18 protein-coding genes are annotated in these 17,634 nt (G+C 38.0%); 9 read left to right on the forward strand and 9 right to left on the reverse strand.

Going from position 1 to position 17,634, the window contains the following annotated elements; genetic code table 11:
* Nucleotides 1–14 precede the first annotated feature (14 nt).
* A complete protein-coding gene (locus tag V6256_RS02610; protein ID WP_341596464.1) occupies nucleotides 15–908 on the forward strand; it encodes a LysR family transcriptional regulator in 894 nt (297 codons plus the stop codon).
* On the opposite strand, the gene rmuC is transcribed toward V6256_RS02610, so the two are convergent.
* On the reverse strand, nucleotides 909–2,267 hold the full coding sequence (gene rmuC, locus V6256_RS02615; protein ID WP_341596466.1) for a DNA recombination protein RmuC: 1,359 nt from the start codon (nucleotides 2,265–2,267) through the stop codon (nucleotides 909–911).
* On the reverse strand, nucleotides 2,268–2,516 hold the full coding sequence (locus V6256_RS02620; RefSeq protein WP_341596467.1) for a hypothetical protein: 249 nt from the start codon (nucleotides 2,514–2,516) through the stop codon (nucleotides 2,268–2,270).
* A gap of 296 nt (nucleotides 2,517–2,812) precedes the next feature.
* Here V6256_RS02620 and glmS point away from each other — a divergent pair, with 296 nt between their 5' ends.
* The 4 genes from glmS to V6256_RS02640 all read left to right on the forward strand — a co-directional run bounded on the left by glmS (nucleotide 2,813) and on the right by V6256_RS02640 (nucleotide 7,082).
* Nucleotides 2,813–4,645, forward strand: a complete 1,833-nt coding sequence (glmS, locus tag V6256_RS02625; RefSeq protein WP_341596468.1) for a glutamine--fructose-6-phosphate transaminase (isomerizing) — start codon at nucleotides 2,813–2,815, stop codon at nucleotides 4,643–4,645.
* Nucleotides 4,646–4,832: 187 nt separating this feature from the next.
* On the forward strand, nucleotides 4,833–5,426 hold the full coding sequence (gene msrA / locus V6256_RS02630) for a peptide-methionine (S)-S-oxide reductase MsrA (protein WP_341596470.1): 594 nt from the start codon (nucleotides 4,833–4,835) through the stop codon (nucleotides 5,424–5,426).
* 283 nt (nucleotides 5,427–5,709) lie between these two features.
* The gene (locus V6256_RS02635; protein WP_341596472.1) at nucleotides 5,710–6,513 is read left to right on the forward strand and encodes a MetQ/NlpA family ABC transporter substrate-binding protein; all 804 of its coding nucleotides are present in this window, start codon (nucleotides 5,710–5,712) and stop codon (nucleotides 6,511–6,513) included.
* Between the two features lie 245 nt (nucleotides 6,514–6,758).
* On the forward strand, nucleotides 6,759–7,082 hold the full coding sequence (locus V6256_RS02640; protein ID WP_341596473.1) for a hypothetical protein: 324 nt from the start codon (nucleotides 6,759–6,761) through the stop codon (nucleotides 7,080–7,082).
* Nucleotides 7,083–7,294: 212 nt separating this feature from the next.
* Here V6256_RS02640 and dgcA read toward each other — a convergent pair whose 3' ends face one another.
* Nucleotides 7,295–8,260 carry an N-acetyl-D-Glu racemase DgcA gene (gene dgcA / locus V6256_RS02645; RefSeq protein WP_341596475.1) on the reverse strand — a complete coding sequence of 322 codons (966 nt, stop codon included), beginning with the start codon at nucleotides 8,258–8,260 and terminating at the stop codon, nucleotides 7,295–7,297.
* Between the two features lie 2 nt (nucleotides 8,261–8,262).
* Complete coding sequence (gene dgcN / locus V6256_RS02650) at nucleotides 8,263–9,282, reverse strand: N-acetyltransferase DgcN (protein ID WP_341596477.1); 1,020 nt, start codon at nucleotides 9,280–9,282, stop codon at nucleotides 8,263–8,265.
* Nucleotides 9,283–9,465: 183 nt separating this feature from the next.
* Here dgcN and V6256_RS02655 point away from each other — a divergent pair, with 183 nt between their 5' ends.
* Nucleotides 9,466–10,347: a LysR family transcriptional regulator gene (locus tag V6256_RS02655; protein ID WP_341596479.1), complete on the forward strand. Its 882-nt coding sequence runs from the start codon at nucleotides 9,466–9,468 to the stop codon at nucleotides 10,345–10,347.
* A gap of 46 nt (nucleotides 10,348–10,393) precedes the next feature.
* On the opposite strand, the gene V6256_RS02660 is transcribed toward V6256_RS02655, so the two are convergent.
* On the reverse strand, nucleotides 10,394–10,624 hold the full coding sequence (locus V6256_RS02660) for a hypothetical protein (protein WP_341596480.1): 231 nt from the start codon (nucleotides 10,622–10,624) through the stop codon (nucleotides 10,394–10,396).
* A gap of 172 nt (nucleotides 10,625–10,796) precedes the next feature.
* Between V6256_RS02660 and V6256_RS02665 the strand changes: the two genes are divergently transcribed.
* On the forward strand, nucleotides 10,797–11,675 hold the full coding sequence (locus V6256_RS02665) for a DMT family transporter (protein ID WP_341596482.1): 879 nt from the start codon (nucleotides 10,797–10,799) through the stop codon (nucleotides 11,673–11,675).
* Nucleotides 11,676–11,711: 36 nt separating this feature from the next.
* Here V6256_RS02665 and V6256_RS02670 read toward each other — a convergent pair whose 3' ends face one another.
* Nucleotides 11,712–12,512, reverse strand: a complete 801-nt coding sequence (locus tag V6256_RS02670) for a fumarylacetoacetate hydrolase family protein (protein WP_341596484.1) — start codon at nucleotides 12,510–12,512, stop codon at nucleotides 11,712–11,714.
* Between the two features lie 220 nt (nucleotides 12,513–12,732).
* Between V6256_RS02670 and V6256_RS02675 the strand changes: the two genes are divergently transcribed.
* On the forward strand, nucleotides 12,733–13,230 hold the full coding sequence (locus V6256_RS02675; protein WP_341596486.1) for a hypothetical protein: 498 nt from the start codon (nucleotides 12,733–12,735) through the stop codon (nucleotides 13,228–13,230).
* A 127-nt stretch (nucleotides 13,231–13,357) separates the two neighbouring features.
* Here V6256_RS02675 and V6256_RS02680 read toward each other — a convergent pair whose 3' ends face one another.
* Genes V6256_RS02680 through V6256_RS02690 form a run of 3 tightly spaced genes read right to left on the reverse strand, consistent with a single transcriptional unit; the run spans nucleotide 13,358 to nucleotide 15,232 of the window.
* Nucleotides 13,358–13,792, reverse strand: coding sequence for an ExbD/TolR family protein (locus tag V6256_RS02680; RefSeq protein ID WP_341596487.1), 435 nt, complete (start codon nucleotides 13,790–13,792; stop codon nucleotides 13,358–13,360).
* Entirely contained in the window at nucleotides 13,789–14,487 is a 699-nt protein-coding gene (locus tag V6256_RS02685; RefSeq protein WP_341596488.1) for a MotA/TolQ/ExbB proton channel family protein, read from the reverse strand. Before V6256_RS02685 ends, V6256_RS02680 begins: the two co-directional genes overlap by 4 nt.
* Before the next feature lies 1 nt (nucleotide 14,488).
* Nucleotides 14,489–15,232, reverse strand: coding sequence for an energy transducer TonB (locus tag V6256_RS02690; RefSeq protein WP_341596490.1), 744 nt, complete (start codon nucleotides 15,230–15,232; stop codon nucleotides 14,489–14,491).
* 917 nt (nucleotides 15,233–16,149) lie between these two features.
* Between V6256_RS02690 and V6256_RS02695 the strand changes: the two genes are divergently transcribed.
* A complete protein-coding gene (locus V6256_RS02695) occupies nucleotides 16,150–17,349 on the forward strand; it encodes a class I SAM-dependent methyltransferase (protein ID WP_341596492.1) in 1,200 nt (399 codons plus the stop codon).
* The last annotated feature ends 285 nt before the right edge of the window (nucleotides 17,350–17,634 follow it).

Below are 17,634 nucleotides of genomic sequence, written 5' to 3' on the forward strand. Positions count from 1 at the left end.
AAATAGGATTAAAGATGATTGATCAAAAACACCTTATTACTTTCATGAAGCTAGTAGAAACGCAGCACTTTACCAAAACGGCAGAGCAATTATTTATGACTCAGCCCGGTGTGACACAACATATCAAAAAGTTAGAGAAACATTTTAATACTTTGTTATTGGCTCGTTATGGTAAACAATTTGAACTAACCCAAGCAGGTGAAAAGCTCTACCAAGCAGGGCTGAAAATGTTAGCGTTAGAAGATCAGCTTAATGAGCAAATTAATCAAGATGAAATCTCCAAAGGGATTTGTTCTATTGCTTGCTCAGGGGCGCTTGCTAATTTTTTATACCCTCACTTTGTACAACAACAAATGTTATATCCTGAGTTAAGTGTATTCGTTGAAGCTGCGCCCAATAAAAACATCATTAAAGACCTATTAAGCAATGAAATAGATTTAGGCATAGTCACCATTGAATCTAACCATGAACAACTACAGCAGACGTTAGTGGGGATGGAAGAGCTACAACTTGTATTACCGGCAGATATCAAATTACATAATAAAGAAAACTGCGAAGAGATTAATAATATTGGCTTTATTAATCACCCTGATGGTTTACATTTTGCTGAAAAAGTATTCTCAGCTAATTTTAAAGCAGATTATAAAGGGGCGAGTAGCTTAAATATCAAAGGTTATGTTAATCAACTGCAGCAAATACTGTTACCGGTAGCAAAGGGAGTTGGATTTACTGTATTACCTAAACGCGCAGTACAACAGTTCCCACAAAGTGAGCGATTACAAGTGATCACTTTAGACCATACAATTAAAGATCCTCTGTACTTAACACAAAAGCGTTATCGTCAATTACCTATTCGTTATCAATGGTTTGAAGATAAAATAAAGGGGCTGTTAACAGAGCAAGTGTAGCTACTCTTGTGGTTTATCCAAGCCTTGATTGTGCTCGGTTAGTTTTTCTGCAATAGGGCGCTTAATCGGCACGCCCATCGCTTTAAGTTGCTCAGCCTGTTGGATAACATTAGCCCGCCCAGAACTAAGCTGTTTTAGGGCATTTTGATAGGTGTTTTGTGCTTTATCTATCTGTGTTCCAACCTCTAAGAAGTTATCGCTAAATAAACGCAATTTGTCGTATAGTTTACTGGCTTGTTGCGCGATCATTTGCCCATTTTTTTCTTGTCGTTCAAATCGCCATAGGTTTTCAATGGTCCTGAGAGCAATCATCAAGTTACTTGGACTCGCGAGTAAAATATTATGATCTAAAGCCAGTTTCACTAGACTTGGATCATGCTCTAAAGCTGCGATAAACGCAGGCTCTACAGCAACAAATAACAACACATAATCTAGCGTATTCGCACCAATTAAATCTTGATAATCTTTTTTCCCTAAGCCTCTAATATGCTGTCTAATGGACAGGCAATGCGCTTCCATCGCTTGTTTCTTTTCAGTCAGATCATCACTATTAAAATAACGTTCATAGGCTACTAAAGACACTTTTGAATCAATAATAATGTTACGCTGTTGAGGTAAGTTCACGATCACGTCGGGTAAAAAACGTTGGCCTTGTTCATTTTTTAAATTAACTTGGGTACTGTATTCGTGGCCCTCACGTAAACCTGAGCTTTCAAGGATCCGTTGTAGAACCACTTCACCCCAATTACCCTGTTGTTTGTTATCGCCTTTTAATGCATTGGTTAAGTTTTGTGTTTCTTGTTGCATTAAATTGTTCAAATTCGCTAATTGGTCAATTTCACGTTTTAAATTGAAACGCTCTTTACTTTCATTGATATAACAGTCGCTTACTTGTTTTTTAAACCCTTCTAACTGGGTACTGAGAGGGTCTAATAACTGTTTAATAGATTGTTCGTTGAGTTGTTTAAATTGAGTCGATTTATCCTGAAAGATGCGTTGTGATAACACCTCAAATTGTTGGCTTAACTTGGCTTCTGTTGCTTGCTGATCCTGTAAACGTTGCTCTCCGGCTTGCAGGCGAACATCGGCTTCTCTTAGGCGAGTGGTTAATTTACTGACTTGCGACTGTAAACTCTCATTATGCAGTGATAAAGATGAGATCTTATCGAGATGCGATTGATTTTGTTGACTCAACTGCACCTTCTCTTGCTCGATTAACTTATAAGTTAAGTATTGCTCTGATAAAGCCTTTTTAGTGTTAGATAGCTGCAACAAAACAACGACCAAGCCAATCAGCAATAGAGTACTTAACACTAGCAAAAATACGACACTGTTATCCGAGACTAACGCGCCAAACATCTAATATTCCAATCTTTTTAACAAGTGAATGACATGTGGATTAAGTCGGTTCCAGCACAGTAAAAAAAACAGGTAAATCGCTAAGATAATCCATTTATGAGAGTTTTGCCCTTGATCCAGTTCAGAGAAAGTGAAAGGACCATAATAGGCATCCATTACTTTTACATAAATGGCGATGATCACGGGCAGTATTAATACTGTTGATAATTTCCAGGTGAGGGATAAAGCCTGCGTTAGTGGCTGATTCATGAGTGCCTATTTCCATCTTAACAATATCAGAACTGTAACTTTAAACAGTAATTATACGTATGGTACCTTAAGTTGCAAAGTGAGCAAGGATAAAATATAGGCTTGTGTTGGATAGCAATGGCTCCCTGAATAAACTGCTTTAAGTTGCATTATTATGCCTATTTATAATTAAAATAGAATTTTTCTAATATAAACACGCAAACTTTGCATGTTTATGCTGATTTTAAGATGATCTTTTATAAAAAATGCATTAAAGTGCCCACTTATACAATTTTAATTAATAAGTGGGGAAGTTTATGTGCGGTATCGTTGGTGCAGTTGCGCAAAGAGAAGTATCTGAAATTTTAATCGAAGGTTTAAAGAAATTAGAATATCGAGGGTATGACTCTGCAGGTGTCTCTATTGTCGATAGCGAAGGTAAATTATCTCGCATACGCCGTTTAGGTAAAGTAAAAGAGCTAGCTGACGCAATAGAAGAAATGCATGCAATGGGCGGCACTGGTATTGCTCATACTCGTTGGGCAACACACGGTGAACCATCGGAAGCTAATGCGCATCCACATGTTTCTGGCGATATTTCAATCGTACATAATGGCATTATCGAAAATCACGAACCACTACGTGAACTATTACAAAGCCGTGGTTATGTTTTTCAATCACAAACAGATACTGAAGTTATCGCTCATTTAGTTGAGTGGGAATTAAGAACCGCTGATTCATTACGTGAAGCAGTGCAAAAGGTTGTACCACAGCTTGAAGGTGCTTACGGTATGGTTGCTCTAGATAGCCGCGACCCATCACGCTTAGTGGTTGCGCGATCTGGTAGCCCGCTTGTTATCGGCCATGGCCTTGGTGAAAACTTCCTAGCCTCTGATCAATTAGCTTTATTAAATGTAACACGTCGTTTTACTTATCTTGAAGAGGGTGATGTTGCTGAAATTACTCGTCGTGAAGTTTCTATTTTTGATACAAATGGTAACCCAATTGAACGTGAAATGGTTGAGTCAAATGTTGAACAAGATGCTGGTAGTAAAGGCAAATTCCGCCACTTCATGCAAAAAGAAATATTTGAACAGCCAACGGCATTAATCAGCGCACTAGAAGGCCGAATCACAGAAGATAGCGTGATCGTAGAAAGCATCGGTAATGGTGCAAAAGAGATATTATCAAAAGTACAGCATGTACAAATCATTGCATGTGGAACATCTTATAACTCAGGCATGGCAGCACGTTACTGGTTTGAATCATTGGCTGGAGTAAGTTGTGATGTTGAAATTGCTTCTGAGTTCCGTTATCGCGACTTTGTTGTGCGTCCAAACAGTTTATTACTAACGCTTTCTCAATCTGGTGAAACAGCCGATACTTTAGCTGCATTGCGTTTAGCTAAAGAGAAAGGTTACATGTCAGCAATGTCTATCTGTAACGTATCAGGATCATCATTAGTGCGTGAGTCAGACCTTGCATTCATGACCCGTGCCGGTACTGAAATAGGCGTTGCTTCAACCAAAGCCTTTACTACACAGCTTGCGGCAATGTTACTGTTAGTGACTGCGATTGGTAAACAGCAAGGTACGATCAACAAGCAAAAAGAAGCGGATATCGTTCAAGCATTACATTCTTTACCAACCAAGATCGAACAAGCACTAGAGTTTGATAAAAAGATTGAAGCACTAGCATCAGACTTCGCCGACAAACATCACACGCTATTCTTAGGGCGTGGTGAGTACTACCCAATTGCAATGGAAGCGGCATTAAAACTGAAAGAGATTTCATATATTCATGCAGAAGCTTACGCTGCAGGTGAACTAAAACATGGCCCGCTAGCATTAGTTGATGCAGACATGCCAGTTGTGGTTGTGGCACCTAATAATGATTTATTAGAAAAACTAAAATCAAACGTAGAAGAAGTACGTGCTCGTGGCGGTTTACTTTATGTATTCGCTGATGAAAACTCTGGATTTGAAGCTTGCGACGGCATGAAAATTATTTCATTACCGCACGTAGATGAAATTATTGCACCTATCTTCCATACCGTACCAATGCAGCTATTGTCTTACCACATCGCGCTAATCAAAGGCACCGACGTAGACCAACCACGTAATCTAGCGAAAGCTGTTACGGTAGAATAGCCGTAAGGCTTGCCTTCCTTACCCCATACAATGTGTGGGGTGAGATACTCTTCCTAATTCCCTCCCATGTGTTTGGTCATCAATATTGATGAAATATTTTTTGCCTTTGATTGGTCTGTTAAACATATTAATACGTATTTACCGTACGGATTTAGGTTATGACAGCAATTAGTAATGCGGGAGACTTATGAAAAAAATAGTAAGCTTGGCTTTATCGGCATCGATACTTTGTTACGCTTCTTTTGCTAGCGCGGATAAAACTGTGTTAGCAGGCGGGTGTTTTTGGTGTATGGAATCAGACTTTGAAAAACTACCGGGTGTAACAGATGTGGTATCAGGTTTCACGGGAGGGGAAGTAGAAAACCCGACTTACCGTGGTAATCATGAAGGGCATTATGAAGCCGTTGAAATTACCTATGATCCTGAACAAGTAAGTTATCAAGATTTATTGGATTATTATTGGGTGAATATTGATCCCTTTGATAGCGCAGGGCAATTCTGCGATAAAGGGCATAGTTACTTGGGTGCTATTTTTGTAGCTAATGAACAAGAGCGTTCAATTGCTGAAAAAAGTAAGCAAGCGGTGATCGATCAGTTCCCTACTCAAACTGTTGTAACACCTATTTTATCTGCGAGTACCTTTTATCCGATTAAAGGTAATGAGATCCACCATCAAGACTTTTATAAAAAAAGCCCAATTCGTTACAAAGCTTACCGTTGGAACTGTGGCCGAGACCAGCGTTTAGAAGAGATTTGGGGTAATAAGTCTGTCCACCTATAATTCACTTTTATATTAATCATCATCAGTACTGAGTCGAATCTCAGTGCTGATTAGCCACTCTACTTTAGTCTCTTCAGCTTCCTTTATTTTCTTCATTAATATTATCTTTATTGCTTAGGTTATCCCTGTAAATAGCTTTTATATCGGCACTTTTCTAGCGAAAATAATGTTTATTGTTTTAATAGGACTAGGATTATTCATAAAATTCATTTGCGTATCGGTTGCTTATCTGTAATATTCTGTATGGATGTCTATACGGCTATTTAATTTAAAGGAACTAAGTATGTTTAACAAAAAAATTGTGAAGTTATTGACGCTTTTACCATTAATATTTGGCTTAGCTGCCTGTGGTGAAACAGAGAAAAATGAAGTCATTAAAGTTGGTGCGACAGTCGGTCCACATGCTGAAGTTGTTGAAGCAGTAGCAGAAGAAGCTGCAAAACAAGGGTTAACAGTAGAGGTAGTGATTTTTTCTGATTACATTACGCCAAATGCTGCATTAGCTGACGGTAGTTTAGACTTGAATAGTTATCAACATCTGCCTTTCTTAAATAACTTTAATAGTAATAGTGACCAAAAAATTACGTCAATTGGCCATTCTATTTTAATGCGTATGGGGATTTACTCAAATAAGTATAAATCGATTGCTGACTTACCTGATAACGCAAAAATATCTATCCCAAATGATCCAACTAATGGTGGCCGTGGTTTATTACTGTTAGCTGATGCTAAGTTAATTACATTAAAGCCAGGTGCTGATGCAAAAACAACGGTTTATGATATTGTTGATAACCCTAAAAACTTCCAATTTATTGAAGTTGAAGCTGCACAGTTACCGCGTACTTTAGATGATGTGGATGCATCGGTGATCACGATGAACTATGTTATGTCAGCGGGTTTAAGCCCGAAAGAGCAAGGTATTTATCTTGAATCTAAAGATGCTGAGTTTGCAGTGATGAACATTGCGGCGCGCGTTGAAGATAAAGATAATGAAACTTATAAGAAGTTTGTCAAAATCTTTCAATCTGAAGCAACCCGTGAGTTTTTAGATAAAACCTTCAAAGGTACTATTGAAGCGGCATTTTAATCTGCTTAATTAATACATTTGTGAATTTCTAACCGCTCGAAGAGGCGTCCATTATGCTTAATGCAATGGGCGCTTTTTTTGTCTACGCATAATGATTGCTTAATCTATTGTAGAAAGGTTTAATAAGCTTATTGTGCTGCAAGGGGTGTTTTCATCATCGAATGAGGGGTTGTTAGTATTTTTTAGCTTAATCTTCGCTCTTGTTATGGTAAGTTTAATGTAAGTTGTTCAATAATAGGTTGTCTATGTTAAAAGCTTGGTGTCAGATCATTGTTGGTCTTATTTTATGGGTTGTTGCTATTTCGGTAGGGATAACATGGATTGCTTTTTGTTTTGGTACTGTGATTATTGGTATCCTGCTGCTGTTTTTTGCACCGCGTATTTTGTTATTTCCTCCTATGTTTATCTCGGTGTTCGCTAATGGATTCTTACTGGTTGGCCTAGCCAATATTAATCTTTATAACAGAGATAAAGATATTATTGATGGTGAAGCAGAGTGGGTAAGAACCGATGATGATCAGCAAGATGTGATTTCAGGTACCTTGGAAGATAAAAATAACAAAGAATAGTCTTTGGTTATACTGCTGTGATGATTGTTAAGGGTTAGATGGCAGAGTTGTAGCGTATATCGAGATGCTTTATCAGCGTGTCGGTTGCTTTACTTCTTTTATTTGGGCGATGCTGACTCAGCGCTAAGTTATATTCTCTAATAACTCCAAGAAAAGCGAAATTGACTTTTCTTGGAGTATAATCAAAGCGATGTGATTAACCGTTTAATAGACTAAGTCCAAACATCTCCTTGTTGGTAGGTTAAATAAGGTGTGCTATCTACAGCTAACCAAATCGGACCATCCACATCCACCAATTCACACTGTGCAGCGATTGGTAATGCTGCTGACATCGCCAATGATGAGCCGAGCATACAACCGACCATTAAGCGCATATCATGCTGCTTCGCTACCTTAACCATATCTAATGCTTCTGTTAAACCACCGCATTTATCGAGTTTAATATTAATAAATTCGTAGCGTTGCTTTAGTGCTGCAATATCAGTTGCAACGTGGCAACTTTCATCGGCACAAATTGGAATAACATGTTTAAACTCACTAAGTCGCTGATCCTTACCAGCGGGAAGGGGCTGTTCTAACATAGCGATATCATATTGGTTTAATTGCTCGATGATAGCGGGCAAGTCACATTTACCCCAAGCTTCGTTGGCATCAATAATTAATTTATTATCTGGTGCTGCTTTACGAATTGCTGCTACCTTTTCTATTATCTGCTGTGAATCTAACTTAATTTTAAGTAATTTAGCCCCTCGAGAGACGGCATCTAAGGTTGAAGCAACCATTGCCTCTAAGCTGTCTAAGCTGATTGTTTCAGCGGTAACAATGCTGTTAGGTTGAGCGATATCGGTTGCTTGCCATAATGTTTTTTGTTGTGTTGCAGCTGTTAAGCGCCATAGTGCACAATCGAGCACATTACGAGCCGATCCTGCAGGTAATAATGCTTGTAGTTGCGTACGCGAAGCACCGGCTTCAATTTCTGCCTTTACGGCATTAAGTTGGGCAACAACACTGTCTGTACTTTGATTATAGCGTGCGGTCGGAGTGCATTCTCCTAGGCCAATAAATCCTGCTTCCTCGATGCTTACGCGCACCACTGTTACCGATGAACGTGTGCCCCTCGATATAGTGAACGGTCGAGAAAGTGGAATCTCAACAACATCAATCTCGACATGTCTCATAACTACTCCTTAGTGATACTGTGCTTACTTAAAAACTCAGCGATACTTTGTAAACCAAATCTAACAGAGTCGGTTGCTGGTACATTAAACTTCTCTGTTAGCGCTGCTAAATAAGCAAGTGCTTCTGCTTCTGGGTAATTCGATGTATTAACTGAAATACCAGCTAATTGAGCATTAGGGTTAGTGACACGCGCACTGTATAAGTTGAGTGAAATACACTCTTCTACTTCCACCAATGGATGATGTGCTAAATGGCGCGTATGAGGGCGGCCCATTTCATGACACATTACTAACCAGTCTGGCTGAGAACCGTGTAATAAGCCTAAGCTTACACCTGCATAAGATGGGTGAAAAAGAGAACCTTGTCCTTCGATAACATCCCAATGATCGGCTTTGTTGTCTGGAGAGACCCATTCAGCTGCACCGGCAATAAAGTCTGAAATTACCGCATCAACCGGAATACCTTCACCTGCGATTAATATACCTGTTTGTCCCGTTGCACGAAACTGTGCGTCGAGATTTAGCTTTTTCATTTCAGCTTCTAGTGCTAGTGACGTGTACATTTTACCCACAGAGCAGTCAGTACCGACTGTTAGTACTCTTTGTCCTGTACGTTTAACACCTGAACCAACACTTAATTCTGGCTGTTGGTGGCGAACATCAAATAGTGATACTTGGTGTTCTTCAGCTAATGCCACAAGCTCTGGAATATCAGTTAGTTTTTGGTGTAAACCGCTAGCAATATTAAGGCCGCTTGTAATGGCGTCTGTGATTGCTTTCATCCAATGCTTTGGAATATAACCACCTGCATTTGCAGTCCCTAAAACAAAGGTTTTAGCGCCTTGTTGTGCTGCTTCTTCAGGGGTTAATTGTGGCAGGTCAAGTGACACTTCGCAGTCCGCTAAACTCATTTCACCGACACATGTTTCTGGTCTCCATGCATGAATACCTCGCGCTGTTTTTGCAGCAAGTGGATCGGAAACATCGCCAAGGAAAAGCAGGTAAGGTTGAGGTATTTTCATTGTTATCTCTCTCGTTAGTATGATTTGATGAGGTTAATATTCCATAAAAAGATGTCGGTGACGAATACCCCTTTGTTCGTACGGTATAACCTAAGGTTATACACTGCCTGTAAGCTGTGTTACTTTGTGCTAATCAGTATTTTTATAAATGTATTTTTATGGGTTGGTTTGAGGGTAAACATCATGCGGTTACGACAAATAGAGGTTTTTTACGCAATCAGCCAAGCTGGGACAATTAGTGGTGCGGCTAAGGCGTTGAATGTCTCCCAACCTAATATTAGTCGGGTACTTAGTCATACTGAGCAACAGCTGGGCTTTTTGCTTTTTGAGCGCAGTGCTAAAGGATTAATGATAAGCAAAGAAGGGTTGCGATTACTACCTGAAGTAAAGAAGTTAATTACACAGTTACAATCTATCAACGCTTTAACTGATTCGATGCATCCTGATGCGATCAAGGCGATTCGTATTGGCGCAGCTCATGCCTGTTCACAGATGATTGTTGCTCCTATTTTGGTGAATTATCGACAACAAAAACCACATATTCATGTTGATCTATTAACTGAGCATTTTTATGCATTACAACAAGCAGTATTAGATGATGAGCTAGATGTAGCATTGGTTTTTGGTCAAGCTGTTGATCATAAGTTATTGGCAGAACCATTGATTCAGGCAAATATGGTGGCAATAGCACCTAAGCAGTTAAAGACACCTAAGGTGGCGAGCTTATCTTGGTTATGTGAGCATAATTTTTTGATGATGCAAGAAGATGACCCTTTAGGCAGTGTGGTGCATCGCACTTTAGCAGAGCAAGGTTTATACCCTGATAATCCGTTGTTGATTAAAACCTATTCCGTGATTGCAGATATGGTTGTTTCTGGTGGTGGCGTGGCAGTAGTTGATATCTTTACAGCCAGTCGTTATGCCAATGATGTACAAATTATCCCACTGCAAGAAGCGCTTTGTTTTGAGTTAGTTTTAATTTCACGTAGCGATAAACCACAATCACGCGATCTGTTACTGCTCAAATCAATGTTTAAAGCGCAATGTCAGCGTCTTGTACAGTAATGATTATGCTAAAAAGTGAGGGCGCAGCACCCTCTGACTTTTATGGTTATTGAGATTTAACCTGCTTGATACAGTCAGCTATGCTCTCTCTATTTAAAAAGCAGTGTTTTATTATTTTTTCTTGTGCTTTGTTTAATACATAAGGGGTGCTGGAGCTACTACTGTCAGATAAGGTGCGAATAATGCGTCGACGGTAGGTTGATAAACGAGTTACCTGCATTAGGAAACCAGATATAGCAAAGAGGAGTAGGCCACAAATTATATAAACAATTATCATGAATTTATTCCTTATCTATTGATGTAAATAGTTGGTTTAAGACATTCTTTACATTATATTGTTCAATGGGTGTTTACCTGCATGTTCGCGTTTCTTGTGCTTTATTCCTTCAGTTGACACCTTTCTCACAGACCATCATTACGTACATCTATTATTTATTCAAGGAATTGCTATGTCCGTCTCAAGTGTTTTGCGGTTATTTTTATTGGCATCGGTATGGGGTGGTTCATTTTTATTTATGCGGATCACGGCTAATAGCTTAGGCCCGGCATTCTTGATCGAAGGTAGGGTGTTAACAGCGGCATTATGCTTGTTATTGATTGGAGTGTGCTTACGCTATCGCTTAAATTTGCTATCAAATATTAAACATTTTTTTATTATCGGTACCACGAATACTGCCTTCCCATTCCTTATGTTTGCTTATGCAGCACAAACACTTAATGCCTCAACTTTGGCTATTTTAAACTCTACAGCGCCGTTATTTGGTGTGATCATTGCCAGTATCTGGCAGAAAGAAAAACTCAAGCTAAAAGCGACTATTGGTTTAATGATAGGTATGTTGGGAGTTGTTTTTTTGGTAGGGCATCAAGCGGTGACATTGGGTGATGATGGGGTTTTAGCTATCTTTGCCTGTCTATCAGCTGCTTTTATGTATGGTTTTTCAGCTAATTATACTAAAGTTGCGCCATCCGTTACGCCCTTTGAAAATGCACATGGCAGTATGTGGGCGGCTGTAATTATTGTATTGCCGCTATTACCTTTTATTCCAATAAGGGAAGCTGTAACAGCTCCAATCAGTTTATCTGTTATCACCTTGGGTGTGGTATGCACTGGTTTTGCTTATTTGTTGTATTTTCGTTTAGTAAAAGATGATGGGCCAGCTTCTGCGTTATCAGTGACATTTCTAGTGCCTTTATTTGGCATTTTATGGGGCACTTTATTCTTAGGAGAAGAGGTGGGGATTAATACCTTAATAGGTGCGTTGTTGGTTATTACAGGGACCATACTTGTTACTGGTTTCTCACTTAAAAAAGCGATTAAGAACAACTAATTAGTAGCTTTTATTAATCGCTTATTACAATGCCTATTAAGCAGTAAAGGTTACTTGATATTGACCTAGGTTTTCATAAGTAATACCCATCGTATCTACTGGTACTTCGATTGCGCCGGCATACGAACCAGTAATAATGGCTTGGCCCTTTTTGAAGCTAACGCCACGTTCACGCATAAAGTTAATTAACCAGTAAACGGCTTTGTGTGCAGATAGGTTTGGGTGCTTACCATCATATTGTGTTGTCTCAACATCACCATTTTCTGCTTTTGTTTCAAATGTAATGTTAATTTTAGCCGCATCATATGCTTGTGCTTTAGTGATTTCAGGACCAAGGTAGATACCTTCATTTAACAAGCAATCAGCTAGCTTATCAAAAAACGTTAGGTCATCGTTTGGTAGGTAGCGGCGTTGCATTAATTCTAATGCCATATGACAAGAAGCAATGGCGTTATCAATCTCTTGCTCTGAATATGCTTGATCACGAGCTGGTAGATCTTGGCCTAGCACAAAACCAATTTCTGGCTCAATTAATGTTTTACCTGGTTCCGTGGTTTCAACTTTTACTGATGCGCCTTGCTGTACTGTTCCAGCTAAAACAGGAGCAACAACTGTTTGCTCTGCATTTAATGGTACTAAACATTTCCAACCAGCGATTTCTTGGCCAGTTTCTGCCACAGTTGCAAATTGAATTGCTAATGCATCATCCAGGTTTTGTGGACGAATGTCTTCGGCAAGTTGCTCACCTTTTTGGTTGCTTTTACGACGAGCTAGTAGTTCTTTTGCCGCTAATACACTTGCTTCTGTTGTGATTGTTTGTGTTGTGGTTTTGATCATATTTATTCTCTTTCCATGGAATTGATAGTTAATATAAATGTTCCGCGCATATATTAACTTATATTGACTAATTAATTAGTATTTTAGGTGATTTTTATACTTTTATTTTATTAAACTATTAATTTACATAGACTTTTAATATGTAGCTTCTATACTCTTTGCTACCGCTCTTTAAATGGATTTAAGTGTGTTAACGATACAAGCTGTACGACTTTTTTTTATGACAATTTTATCTTTTTGTCTATTCTCTCCTGTTCCTACTTTTGCTAATCCCTTTGACCTTGTATCAATGAATACAGGCTCATTTATATACCATGCCTTTCCTCAGGATGATGATGCAACTCAATATTTCGATAATCATTATTTTTCAATAGAAAGAAAATTAAGCGCCGAATCTGATCTGAGCTTAGTTGCTGGTACTTTTTTAAATAGCCAAGATAATCGTTGTATTATTTTAGGTGCCCGTAAAGATTGGCACCGATTCAATGACAAACTAGTGTTTAAAGGGGTTTACGCTTATGTAGGAGAGTTTTTCTTTGAGCCTTTTGAGAATTGTGGTGATGATGGATTCTATAAAACAGTTAAAGATGAAATAGGAATCGGATTTGCACCCTACCTTTACCATGCTGTTCAATATAATTTTACCGATTATTTTGGAGTGGAAGGCGGCCTCATACTACCTGGTTTAGTTGTGATGAGTGTGCAGTGGAGTTTTTAAAGCGCTGTTTATTGGAATAAAGGTGCTGACTATCTTAGTAAAGTAAATGATTAGGGCACAGAACTCTCGCACTGAGCCCTAATTTACTTAGTCGCCATTAATAGCAATAGAGTGGCTTGTATTAATATTATTCCTGAGCGACTTCTTTTCTGTCGATTAACAGCTGTGTTGCTGAAATGTTCTGTTCTTGTAAGAAAGTAAGTAAATCTACTATGTGTTGTATTTCTGCTGTTTTATCAGCAGCAATCACCACAGGAGGCTCTTCTTTATCACTTATTGTTTGAATCAGCGTTGTTTTAAAGCTTTCCCAAGATTCAACCGATTTACCGTCAATAGCCCAATGAGGTTCTTTCTCGAGAATGTTAATGGTGACCGCTTCTTTGTTCACTTCGACCACTGCTTCCAAATCACTGGTAGGTAAAGTGACCTCCATTGATTGCAGTTTAATGGTTGCCGTAAGCAATAAAAAAACTAGGACAATAAAAATAATATCCAGCAAGGGTGTTAAGTCTGGCGCACTGCCTTGTGGATCAGAGACAAGTGATTGGTTAGTGTGGATCATGATACACTCGCTGCAGTTGGTTTGATGTTTTTACTACCTTTAGCTGTGGCTTTCTCAGAGTAATCAACACCTTCTATCCATAAGTTACAATGATTTAATGCGTGCTCTAATTTATAAGTTATTTTATCTGCCCAAATACCTAGTAGTTGTGCACTACAGATAGCAGGTAAAGCAATTAATAAACCAACAGCAGTTGTGCGCATTGCTAATCCAAGGCCATCTGCTAGATCACTTGGTGCAACACTTCCAGTTGTTAATGCAACGGCTTTAAACATCTCAATAAGGCCTAATACAGTCCCTAATAACCCTAGTAATGGACTAATCACACCGATTAAAGATAACACTTTTAAACCTGTTTTTAATTGTGTTCTTTTTTCTGCTAGCCACATACCAGCACTATCTTCACGCAATACTTTATTAAGATGGCGCTGTTTCAGTAAATGACTTAACCCTTGCGCAAAAAGACTTTTTTGTGTTGATAAAGAGTTAATTAATTGGTCGCATTGTTGTTCATTTTTTGGGTCACACTGATGAATAGTCGTTAATGTTTTTTTACTGCCTAAATTTTTCATGAAGACAAGATTAAAAACTCTTTCAATCACTAAGGTTAATGTGATCGCTGAACATAGGAATAAAGGCCAACTCATTGGGCCTAGGTCAGAGAATAGTTCTGTTAGTATTGTTGTTAATTGCATTTTAGTTTTCCAGTTCAAATTTAATAGGTACGTATAAACGGTGTGCGACACTTTGCCCATTGATACGATGTGGTGAAAATTTCCAACGTTTAATTGCTTTAAGTGCAGCTTTATCTAAATCTCTTGCACCTGAGCTATTTTTTAAAACTATCTTATCTAGTTTTCCTTTTTCATCTAACCAGACTTCATAAGTAACAGTGCCTTCTATACCACGGCGTTTTGCTGAACGTGGGTATTTAGGTGGTGTTGGTGGTGATAAAAAGCGACTTTTTTCAACCAGTGTTGGCTTGCTATTCACCCCTGTTGTTTGTTTAGTATTTGCTTGTTTAATTTTTGGCGCTTCAGTTGGCTTAGTTACTTGCTTTTGTACTTCCTTAGGTGCAACTTTTTCAACTTTTTTAGGCGTTGGCTTTTTAACTACAGGCTTAGGTGTCTTTTTAGGCACAGGCTTAGGCTTTGGCTTTTTAACCTCTTTCTTTTTAACAACCTTTGGTTCATCTTTAATGATGCGTTTAGGTAGGTCAGGTTTTGGTGTTACCTTTTCAACTTTTTTAGGTGGCGGTGTAGGTTGCTGTACAACAGGCTCTGGTACTGGCTTTGGTGCAGGTAAGGCGACAAATTGTATTGGTAAGCTGGCTGCTTGTGCCGTATTCATTTTCACTATTTTTTCAGGCTCTGGCTGTGAAAATAACAGCGCATGTGCGGAAAATGAAATGATAAAAGCAAGTAGGTATCGCATGTACATATGTAAAGTGGCCTAATGTAATTTATTCTTAATGATAATCAATAACAATTATTACTTAAAAACACATTGAGATCAAATATCATTTACCTTACTAAAAGGTCATTTTCTAAGTCAGACTGCCAGTTTTTCTAGCAGTCTCTTGGATATTGAGTGAAGTTAAACTTTATATATCAAAAATAAAAGCGTTCAGGTTACAGAGAAGGAGGAGTACATTAATTATTAAAGGTTATTGAGCGATACTACACTTCTCTATTAGAAACCAAAAAATACAGTTTTGATTAGCGTGAAAAGATAAAGGTTAAGAGATGAAAAAAGGGATTACTTTGCTCAATAAATATAAAAAAAATATAAGTGAAAGTTAATGTTTGATACATCTTGTTTATTGATAATTATCAGAGCCTTGGTTGAGCATTTACAATGTTTTTAAAGCATTATGGAATGCTAACCGTCTATTCTGACTATAAGCCGAGTACTTAACTGCTAAAAATTAACTTGGGGGGTAACTGTTTAATTTTTTTGTATTGAATAAATGCTTAAAGATTATGTTTTTTGGTGCTTTACGGGTTATAACTTAATATTTTTGCTGTCACTTCCTCTTTTATTTTGTCATTTCAGTAAAAATGCTCATAAAATATTTAAGTTATCGGCTATGAAGGTGAGGTTTGTATGGAATTTTTTTAAAAGTAAAAAACCTTTGAAGATCCGCTGGAAAGTAATGAGTATTTTGGTCACTTTTTATCCCTGTTTATTGATTGTTAATGGTATTTTTTGTGGGCGAGAGGGGGAGTGCTTATATTAAATTAAACGTCTCTCATATCACATCGAAAGTAGGCTGTTATTTTGTTGATAAATAGCCTATTTATTACGGTTAGTTAACTGTTAGAATACGCTTCTTTATTTACCCTTTGGATATCAGCATGTCACGTATTGTACTTAACACCCTTGAAGATTTTTATCTATTACTATCAAGAAGCCTTGAAGATAATCAGGTAGTTAAATTACTGTTAAGTAAATATAGAGGCGCTGATAAAAGCTTACATCGATTGAACATTCGTCCTATCACTTTACAGGGTGAATCTGTTTTAAGCTTTGTTTATGAGCACCAAACAAACCATATTACTAAAAACTATGCTTACGACTTAGCCATCGAAGAGATCAAGCAATGTTTAGGTGAAGACTTTAAAAGTGCATATTTAACCTTATTGGATGTTGAACTACAGTTAGAGTTCAGTAAAAAAGGTAAGTTACTCGTTTCTCAGCATAAAGCTAAAACAACAAATAAAGCTGTTGTTGCTCATAACCGTGAAAAGAACCGTTTTGTTGATATTAATCGTCCATTTCTGACTGCACTTAAAGTTACTGATAAACAACATAAATTAATCCCTACCATGTCGAATAAATGGAAGCAGATTAATAAGTTTATTGAAATATTTAGCCAAGCATTAAGTGTGTCTCCACATGATCAAAGTACACCTTTGAATGTCGTGGATTTTGGGTCTGGTAAAGGTTACTTAACTTTTGCGATTCATGATTATTTACGTAATACTTTAAAAAACGATGCGCAAGTAACAGGTGTTGAGCTACGTCAAGCATTAGCAGACTTATGTAACAATACTGCCTCAACATTAGAGCACAAAGGGTTAGACTTTGTATGTGGAGATGTGAAAACACATGCTCCGAAGCAAACAGATGTGATGATTGCATTACATGCTTGTGATATCGCAACTGATTACGCAATCCATTATGGTATTCGAGCGAATGCGAGCATCATAATGTGTTCTCCTTGTTGCCATAAACAAATCCGTCCGCAAATGCAAAGTCCTGAATTATTTCAGCCTATGTTGCAATACGGTGTTCATTTAGGTCAGCAGGCTGAAATGGTAACGGATTCTGTGCGTGCTTTATTACTTGAAGCACATGGTTATACCACCAAAGTTTTTGAGTTCATTAGTTTAGAGCATACCAATAAAAATAAGATGATATTAGCGGTTAAAAAAGCGAAGAATAACCCGAAAGAGCAGGCAAAGATATTTGAACAAGTTGCTCAGATAAAAGCATATTACGGTATCGAGGATCATTGCTTAGAAACGTTATTAAAAGAAAGCGCGACACAATAAATAGCGGCCTTATTTAGTTTTATTTGTTCAAAAGCAGTGCTATTTTGTAATCGGCTATCTTGATTAGCCGATTACGCCGCTGTTATGCCCTTATCCTACCGCTGTTACTTTTCTAGCTCGTTTTATCTACTTCTATTACCTGCATTTTTTCTATTTATTTATCAATATGCTCGATAAAGATTGGCGTTATGTTGTGTTGAATTAAAGTCTTTCTACAAGATTAAAAGGTCAATCACTAACATTGTGAAGAGGAATGCCTTTTTCTATCATCTATGAGTGTGCTAT

Source organism: Psychromonas aquatilis, from assembly GCF_038155185.1.
Taxonomy (GTDB): Bacteria; Pseudomonadota; Gammaproteobacteria; order Enterobacterales; family Psychromonadaceae; genus Psychromonas; species Psychromonas aquatilis.

What these genes read in the sequence shown, in the direction of transcription:
- V6256_RS02610 (WP_341596464.1), top strand. Translation starts at nt 15, where the DNA reads ATGATTGATCAAAAACACCTTATTACTTTCATGAAGCTAGTAGAAACG.
- rmuC (WP_341596466.1), bottom strand. Translation starts at nt 2,267, where the DNA reads ATGTTTGGCGCGTTAGTCTCGGATAACAGTGTCGTATTTTTGCTAGTG.
- V6256_RS02620 (WP_341596467.1), bottom strand. Translation starts at nt 2,516, where the DNA reads ATGAATCAGCCACTAACGCAGGCTTTATCCCTCACCTGGAAATTATCA.
- glmS (WP_341596468.1), top strand. Translation starts at nt 2,813, where the DNA reads ATGTGCGGTATCGTTGGTGCAGTTGCGCAAAGAGAAGTATCTGAAATT.
- msrA (WP_341596470.1), top strand. Translation starts at nt 4,833, where the DNA reads ATGAAAAAAATAGTAAGCTTGGCTTTATCGGCATCGATACTTTGTTAC.
- V6256_RS02635 (WP_341596472.1), top strand. Translation starts at nt 5,710, where the DNA reads ATGTTTAACAAAAAAATTGTGAAGTTATTGACGCTTTTACCATTAATA.
- V6256_RS02640 (WP_341596473.1), top strand. Translation starts at nt 6,759, where the DNA reads ATGTTAAAAGCTTGGTGTCAGATCATTGTTGGTCTTATTTTATGGGTT.
- dgcA (WP_341596475.1), bottom strand. Translation starts at nt 8,260, where the DNA reads ATGAGACATGTCGAGATTGATGTTGTTGAGATTCCACTTTCTCGACCG.
- dgcN (WP_341596477.1), bottom strand. Translation starts at nt 9,282, where the DNA reads ATGAAAATACCTCAACCTTACCTGCTTTTCCTTGGCGATGTTTCCGAT.
- V6256_RS02655 (WP_341596479.1), top strand. Translation starts at nt 9,466, where the DNA reads ATGCGGTTACGACAAATAGAGGTTTTTTACGCAATCAGCCAAGCTGGG.
- V6256_RS02660 (WP_341596480.1), bottom strand. Translation starts at nt 10,624, where the DNA reads ATGATAATTGTTTATATAATTTGTGGCCTACTCCTCTTTGCTATATCT.
- V6256_RS02665 (WP_341596482.1), top strand. Translation starts at nt 10,797, where the DNA reads ATGTCCGTCTCAAGTGTTTTGCGGTTATTTTTATTGGCATCGGTATGG.
- V6256_RS02670 (WP_341596484.1), bottom strand. Translation starts at nt 12,512, where the DNA reads ATGATCAAAACCACAACACAAACAATCACAACAGAAGCAAGTGTATTA.
- V6256_RS02675 (WP_341596486.1), top strand. Translation starts at nt 12,733, where the DNA reads ATGACAATTTTATCTTTTTGTCTATTCTCTCCTGTTCCTACTTTTGCT.
- V6256_RS02680 (WP_341596487.1), bottom strand. Translation starts at nt 13,792, where the DNA reads ATGATCCACACTAACCAATCACTTGTCTCTGATCCACAAGGCAGTGCG.
- V6256_RS02685 (WP_341596488.1), bottom strand. Translation starts at nt 14,487, where the DNA reads ATGCAATTAACAACAATACTAACAGAACTATTCTCTGACCTAGGCCCA.
- V6256_RS02690 (WP_341596490.1), bottom strand. Translation starts at nt 15,232, where the DNA reads ATGTACATGCGATACCTACTTGCTTTTATCATTTCATTTTCCGCACAT.
- V6256_RS02695 (WP_341596492.1), top strand. Translation starts at nt 16,150, where the DNA reads ATGTCACGTATTGTACTTAACACCCTTGAAGATTTTTATCTATTACTA.